Origin of the sequence: Frankia sp. EI5c, from assembly GCF_001636565.1 — a bacterium.
GTDB lineage: Bacteria > Actinomycetota > Actinomycetes > Frankiales > Frankiaceae > Parafrankia.
Genome location: NZ_LRTK01000030.1, coordinates 129,773 through 136,768, shown reverse-complemented (window position 1 = coordinate 136,768; position 6,996 = coordinate 129,773). Strand labels below are relative to the sequence as shown.

General features: G+C 73.1%; 4 protein-coding genes and 2 pseudogenes. 5 read left to right on the top strand and 1 reads right to left on the bottom strand.

The window, feature by feature from the left end; translation table 11 throughout:
• Positions 1-49 precede the first annotated feature (49 nt).
• Positions 50-333: pseudogene (locus UG55_RS37890) on the top strand (hypothetical protein); the annotation flags it as partial.
• Position 334: 1 nt separating this feature from the next.
• The coding region (locus UG55_RS37885; protein ID WP_242424607.1) for a DUF3105 domain-containing protein at positions 335-808 on the top strand (474 nt) is incomplete at its 5' end.
• 65 nt (positions 809-873) lie between these two features.
• Here UG55_RS37885 and dnaN read toward each other — a convergent pair.
• Positions 874-2,109: a DNA polymerase III subunit beta gene (gene dnaN / locus UG55_RS16120; protein ID WP_066069360.1), complete on the bottom strand. Its 1,236-nt coding sequence runs from the start codon at positions 2,107-2,109 to the stop codon at positions 874-876.
• A 400-nt stretch (positions 2,110-2,509) separates the two neighbouring features.
• On the opposite strand from dnaN, the pseudogene UG55_RS37880 reads away from it, so the two are divergent.
• From UG55_RS37880 to UG55_RS28565, 3 genes and pseudogenes are all read left to right on the top strand, one after another.
• A pseudogene (locus tag UG55_RS37880) lies at positions 2,510-3,016 on the top strand (acyltransferase family protein); the annotation flags it as partial.
• A gap of 1 nt (position 3,017) precedes the next feature.
• A partial coding sequence (locus tag UG55_RS37875) for an acyltransferase family protein (RefSeq protein ID WP_396230927.1) occupies positions 3,018-3,850 on the top strand: 833 nt, incomplete at its 5' end.
• Between the two features lie 919 nt (positions 3,851-4,769).
• Positions 4,770-6,563 (top strand): lytic murein transglycosylase, encoded by a 1,794-nt coding sequence (locus UG55_RS28565; RefSeq protein WP_199865153.1) that lies wholly within the window; start codon positions 4,770-4,772, stop codon positions 6,561-6,563.
• Positions 6,564-6,996 lie beyond the last annotated feature (433 nt).

Sequence of the window (6,996 nt, the reverse complement as noted above, 5' to 3'; positions counted from 1 at the left end):
CCCGGCACCGCGCCCCGGGTCGACCTGCACTGTCGCGCGTAACGCCCGTCTGGATCAGCTCCGCCAGGAGCAGCGCCGGAAGGAACGTCGGCGCGCGCTGCTGATCTACGGGACGTCCGGGTTCGTCGCCCTCTCGATCCTCGCCGGGATCATCGTCTACAGCGTGATCGACAACCGGTCGAAGAACAAGGAACGCAAGGTCGGCTACGTGGCGGCGGCCAGCCCCGCCGCGCTCGCCGCCGGCTGCACCGGGATCCGCAACGACGCCTCGCAGGGCAACCAGCACGTCGGCGTCGCCGAAACGGTCGACTACAAGGACACGCCGCCGTCGTCNGGCAGTCACGACACGGACCCACTGCCCGACGCGATCCGCTTCTACAACCCGGACTCGGGGATCCGCATCGAGCGGGCCGTCCACAGCATGGAGCACGGCTTCGTCATCGGCTGGTACGACACCGAGCTGCCCGACGACCAGGTCGAGACGCTGCGCAAGGTCGCCGCGGACTCCGGTGACCGTTTCATCGCGGTCCCGTGGACCCGCCAGGCCTTCGCCGACAACCAGCATTTCGTGCTGACCGCCTGGGACCGGACGCAGCGCTGCACCACCGTCGCCGCGGACGTCGTACAGGAGTTCGTCTCCAAGTGGGCGAACCCGCCGGCGGAGGGCGCGACCTGGGACTCGCCGACCGCGCCGGAGACCGGTCTGGCCGGCGGCACCCTGAACGTCACCGCGGACGGCCCGGTCGACGCGGCCACCGCCGCCCAGACGTCGCCCGGGGCCGGGACCATGACCGACACGGCCCCCTGACCGACACGGCCCCCTGACCGGCCGCGCCGTGCGGGGTTCGCTGTCCGGCGTTCGCTGTCCGGGGTTCAGGCGGTGCCCGTGCGGATGGGCATGAGCAGGTAGCGGTAGTCCTCCCCGTCGTCCTTGCCGGTCAGGACGACGGGCCTGCTCGACGCGGTCTGCGGATCCGCGGTTACGAAGGCGATGATGGCCTCGTCACCCTCGACCGCGGCCAGTCCGTCCAGCAGGAACGCCGGGTTGAACAGGACGGACAGCTCCGGGCCCGAGTACTCGACCGGCACCAGCTCACTGGCCTGCGCGCCACCGCCCTCACCCGCCTCGGCGACGACCTGGCCCGCGGAGAAGACGAAACGCAGCGGCGCCGTCCTCGTGGCGACCAGCGCGACCCTGCGCACCGCCGCCGCGAGCACCGCGGTCTGTGCGGTGACCGTGAGCTCGGTGGCTTCCGGCAACAGCCGGCGGTAGTTCGGGAAGGTCCCCTCCAGCAGCCGGACGATCGTCTGCCTGCCGTCGACCGCCAGGCCGAAGCGCAGCACTCCGGAATCGTCGGTACCCATGCCGAGCGCGACCCGGGACGCGCCGGTCGGAAGCCTGGCGACGTCCGCGAGCAGCCGCGCGGGCACGTGGGCGACGGCCTCGGGGCCGTCGACCGTGGGCTGCCACGGGATCGTGCGTACGGCGAGCCGGTAGCGGTCGGTCGCGACCAGCGTCAGCCCACCCTGCGCGATCTCCAGGCGAACCGCGGTGAGCACCGCCAGGGTGTCGTCCCGCCCCGCGGCCGGCGCGACCTGGGCCACCGCCGCGGCGAAGCCGAGGGTGTCGACCTCGCCCACCGGCGGCGGGAACTCCGGCAGGACGGGATAGTCCGCGGCGGCGAGGGTGGGGATGCGGAACCGCGCGGAACCGCATTCGATGATCATTCTTGCGTCCGTGGCCTCCACGACCACGGTGGCGTCGGGCAGGTTGCGCACGACGTCGGCCAGCAGCCGCCCGGGCACGACCACCCGGCCGGCCTCGGTGACCACGGCCTCACCGACGGGCGCCCGAGCCGCGACCTCGCCGTCGAAGGCCGAGACGGTCAGCCCGGTACGCGGCGCCGGCCCGGCGTGGCCGGGACCGCTCGACCCCTCGGCATCCGCGGCCGGGGTACTCGCGGCGGGGCCGGGGGCCTCCGTCGGCAGCGTGGCCTCCAGGAGCAGGCCCGTCAGCACCTGCTGGGTGCCGCCCGTCGGCTTCGGCACATAGCGGGCGGCCCAGCCCGTCGCGTCGGCGAGTACGTCGCGTTCCACGCTGAACCTCATGCTCGGATTGTCCCGCCGGACAACGCGGAATCTCCGCATTCCGCGAACCCCCGGGGTGCCCACGCGCGGCCAGGCCGTCCGTGCCGTCCGCTCCGTCCGCGCGTCCTCGCCGCCCCATACCGCCCCGCATGCACCCCGACCGTCACCGTCCGTGAGGGCCCCATCGGCCGACCCGGGGCGGCGGGCCCGATCGGCCCGCCCGGTCCGAAACCGCACGCCAATGGCCCGGTGGCCACCCCCGCCACCGAGCACCGGCGTCGCGACGGCGGCCGATGCATTGCCCCCGACCATTACGGAGTGTTCTCAGGCACTTGAGGGCAGTGGGTTCGACTTGCGGTAAAAGACGGGTCTATTGTCTGTCTCCAGCGCATTCGGATCATTGGTCCTGTGGGGGGACACCATGCTGGGCAAGTTGTCAGGAGAACCACGCGGCGAATCGGCGCCACCAGCGCGGAGTACGTCCCGCGTGACTGCCGGTGGGCATAATCCCGCGCTCGACGGGCTGCGCGCGGTAGCGGTGTTGACCGTGTTCCTGCACCATATGGACCTGGCGCCGGGCGGGTACCTGGGTGTCGATCTCTTCCTGGTACTCAGCGGGTTCCTCATCACCGGCCTGCTACTGGCCGAGCGGGACCGCGAGGGCTGGATCTCACTGCGCGCCTTCTGGGCCCGGCGCGCTTTCCGGCTCCTTCCCGCCTTCTACATCTTTGTAGCAGCTGGGATCCCGCTCGTTCTTCTCTTCAAGGACGCGGACGATCAATGGCAGTTCCTCCGCAACGCCGTCGCGGCGGTCTTCTACTTCGCGAATATTCAGCGCACACTGAATCCACCGGACAGCGGCGCCTGGTTCGGCCATGTGTGGACGCTCTCCCTGGAGGAGCAGTTCTACCTGGTCTGGCCGGTTGCCNTGGTGCTGATCTGCCGGAGCGAGCGGCTGCGCCGACGGCTCTCCGAGATCCTGATCAGCGCGGTGCTCCTCGTGCTGATCTGGCGTGAGGTACTGATCTCGCTGGGTGCGTCCAACCTGCACATCTACCACTCGCCGGACGCGCGGTGTGACGCGCTGTTCGTCGGCTGCCTGCTGGCGGTCTGGCGTTACGACACACTGCACGGCCGGAGTGCCGGCGACTCCGGCCAGCAGCCCGGGACGGCCAGTGAGCGCGGGCTGCGCATCCTCGACCGGGTGGCGGCCTTCGGCCCCGTCGGGCTGCTCGGCATCGCGATCCTCTTCGTCGTCGCCCCCGACCTGCCCGGCTCCCCCAACTGGATGGCCCGTGGTGGCTACCTGCTCGCCGCGAGCCTCGCCGCCGTCGCGGTCCTCGGCGCCGACCGACACCGCCCTGGGTGGTACTACCGCGCGCTGAGCTGCGGGCCGGCCGCCTGGATCGGCCGCATCTCGTACAGCTTCTACCTGTGGCACTTTCCCGTGACCGGGATCGCCAACGACTCCCTGGTACCCCGCCTGGGCCGGGTGCCGGCCGCCGGTGTGGCGCTGGTCGTCAGTCTGGGAATCGCGGCCGCCTCGTACTACCTGATCGAACAGCCCGTCCAGCGCCGGCGCCCGGCCTGGGTGACTGCTCGCGGGACCGACAGGCGCCGGCCGCAGACCGCTGCTGTGCCGCAGACCGCTGCTGTGCCGGCGGCCGCCGCCCCGCTGCTCGCCGCACCCCAGCCGCGGCAGCCTCAGGTCAGCGCCGCCGGAGCCACCGGGCTCGATTCCACGCCGAACGCGAGCGCCTGACCCGTTCGGGCCAGGCACCTGACGCCCTCCGAGAACGAGCGGATCGGTCCCGGTCGACGTGACCGGCCACCGCGGCCCACCTGTCGTGGGCCGCGGTGGCTTTGTGCTCTCAGTGGGCCCGAACGCCACCCGCGCACCCCGCTGGCCGTGAACAGGCGGAATACGCGCGACCGGATCGCGCCCCCCGCCGGGCACCGGTGGAACGGGGGCACGGAAGGCGCTCCCATCCCGAGGCGGCGGCTTCCGGCACCGGAGCGGCAGAGCACCCTCCATGCCCACTCGGCCTGGGACGGACTAGTTCATTGGCTGGACAATCGGGGGATGGTCGTCGTTTCCCGGCGGATGTTAACTAGGTAACCGAAACAGATCTGGCCGGACGACCGGCGGGGTCACGAACAGCACGGCTGCCCCGTGCGCTCACATCCCGCGGCGCCTGCCCGGCCCGTCGGGCGCCGCCGAGTCCAGGAGGAATGTGCCGGTGAGTCGCCGCCGACCTCGGCAGGACCCGAAGAGTCAGCGGCCGGACGGCCGATCCACGAGCGTGCCATCCCCAACCAGTCTTTTCGTGCCCCGCAGCTCGATGAGAGGCCCGGCCGCCGGGGCCCCGCCCGCGGGATCCCCGGGCCAGGCGGCCCCGACCGGCAGGATGCCGGTGGCTCCGACCCGCGAGATGCCGGTTGCCCCGGCGGGGGGAAATACCGGAAAGGCGGCGGGTCGGCGGCGAGGCAGCAGCGGCCCGGCGCGCCGGAAGAAGCGCGGGAGGCACGCCCGGCCCACCGGCCGCGGTTCCGGCCCGGCGCACCGACGCGCGCCAGGCACCCGCAAACACGGGCGGAAGAAGGGCCGCGCCGGGGCAGGCGCCGGCGGGCCGGCGGCGACCCGCGGCCGGCGCGCCCAACGCGGCCGGGCATCCGGTCTGGTGCGGACGACGATGCTGCCGACCGCGCTCGCGGCCGGCCTGTTGTTCTTCTGCACCGCCGCCACCCCCGAGGCCCCCGGCAGCGGCAGCGGTGGCGGTGGCGGTGGCGGCACCGACAGCGGCGACCGGCTCACCACCGCCGCACCCCTGCGCACCGGCGACTGGCCCATGCCCGAACTCGTCCGCAACACCCCACCCGAACCCGACCCCACCACCCTCACCACCGACACCCTGGCCCGCAACGCCACCACCACCGACGACACCGCCACCCCCGTCACGCTCACCACCAGCGCGAAGAAGATCCCCGCCCAGCTACTGGCCGCCTACCGGCAGGCCGCCACCCAGCTCACCGCCGACAAACCCGGCTGCCACCTGCCCTGGGAACTGCTCGCCGCCATCGGCCAGGTCGAATCCGGCCACGCCGCCGGCCACGCCATCACCACCGACGGCACCGTCACCGACCCGCCCATCCTCGGCCCCCGCCTCAACGGCACCGGCGGCACCGCCCTCATCCGCGACACCGACCACGGCGCCCTCGACCGCGACACCGTCTACGACCGCGCCGTCGGCCCCATGCAGTTCATCCCCACCACCTGGGCCACCTCCGGCCGCGACGGCAACAACGACGGCACGAAGAACCCGCACAACATCCACGACGCCGACCTCGCCGCCGGCCACTACCTCTGCGCCCACGGCCGCGACCTGAACAACCCCGCCCAGCTCCGCGCCGCGATCCTCGCCTACAACCCCTCCGACGCCTACGTCCGCACCGTCCTCACCTGGCTCAACGGATACCGCCAGACCGGCGCCACCCCCATCGCCACCACAGGCGACACCGACCGCCCGGGCAGCCCGGGCGACGACGTTCCCGCGCTCTCCCCCGACATCACGGGCACCTCCCTCGACGACGTGCCCATCGTCGAGCTCACCCCCAAAGGCAGCACCACCCCGGCCACCAGCCCGACCCCGCCTGACGCGACGCCCTCCGCCACGGCCACCCCCGCGCCCACCAGCCGCCCGGACAGCTGCGCGCCCCTGACGGTCGCCGACCTGGGCGTCACCCTCGCCGACCTCGACACCAGCATCCCCGGCGCCGAAGCACTCGACATCACCACCACGCGACTGGCGTGGAAGAACACCACCCTCACCGTCCAGGCCGCCGCGGCCAGCACCGATGACCGGCAGATCACCACCAGTTGGACGACCCTGCAGGTCACGGACAACACCCCGGTACCGGCTCTGCTCGCCCGGATTCCCGGCGCCAGCCTCGCCGCCGCGGGCCTGGCGGACGACTCGGTGATCGTCACCTTGACGATCAGTCCGGACGACCGGCGCTGCCCCGCCCAACTGAGGGTGCGGATCCGCAACGTGCCGTCGAGCGTCTTCGCCGCCGCCGCCACGCCGTCCCCGTCGCCTTCCCCCTCCCCCGCTCCGTCTCCCTCACCCACGCCCACGCCCACGCCCACGCCCACGCCCACGCCCACGCCCACGCCCACGCCCACGCCCACGCCCACAGAGGCGACACCGAGCACCACGCCGGAGGCCACCCCGGGGCCGACCGGCGCCGTGCCGACCACCACCGTTCCGCTCTCCCCGGTTCCCCCGACGGACACGCCCGCTCCGACATCGACGGCGCCGGCGACCGCTGCCGCCTCGGTGCCCATGCCCATCCCGACCGGCTCGGCGACGGCGCCCGCCACGGCCACCGTCACCTCACCCGCGACGATCCCGTCGACGGCCCCCGCCACAGCCGCGCCCGCGGCCACCAGCACGGCGAGTTCCTCCACCTCCTGACCTGCCACGGAAGCCGGCCCGCCGACGGGCCGGCGGACGCAACGGACCAGGGCCAGCGATACCCGGACCGCCCACATACCCGCAACTGCCACACGGCCGCCCGAAACGAAGACACACTGGCGTCGTGGCGGCAACAGCCCACCAGGCCCTCGACACGGTCGCGGTGCGGACCTTCGCGGCACTCCGGACGCTGAACGTCGCTCTGCTCGTCGGTTACCTCCTCGTCTGGCACACCTGGTACGCCGCCCACCCGGCCGGGCTCGCCGCCGCCGCCGTGACCGCGACCTGGGGGGTCGTGTTCGTCGCCACCGCCATGTCCAGCGGCCGGCTGCACCGCCCCGTGGTCGCCGGCAACGTGGCTGTAGCCATCTGCCTCAACCTCGGCGCGGTGCTGTGCGTGCCGGCGCAGTCCGTCGCCGGCGCCGGGACCTGG

Bases quoted from the DNA above. Each gene is read 5' to 3' on its own strand.
- dnaN (WP_066069360.1), bottom strand. From the start codon at position 2,109: ATGAGGTTCAGCGTGGAACGCGACGTACTCGCCGACGCGACGGGCTGG.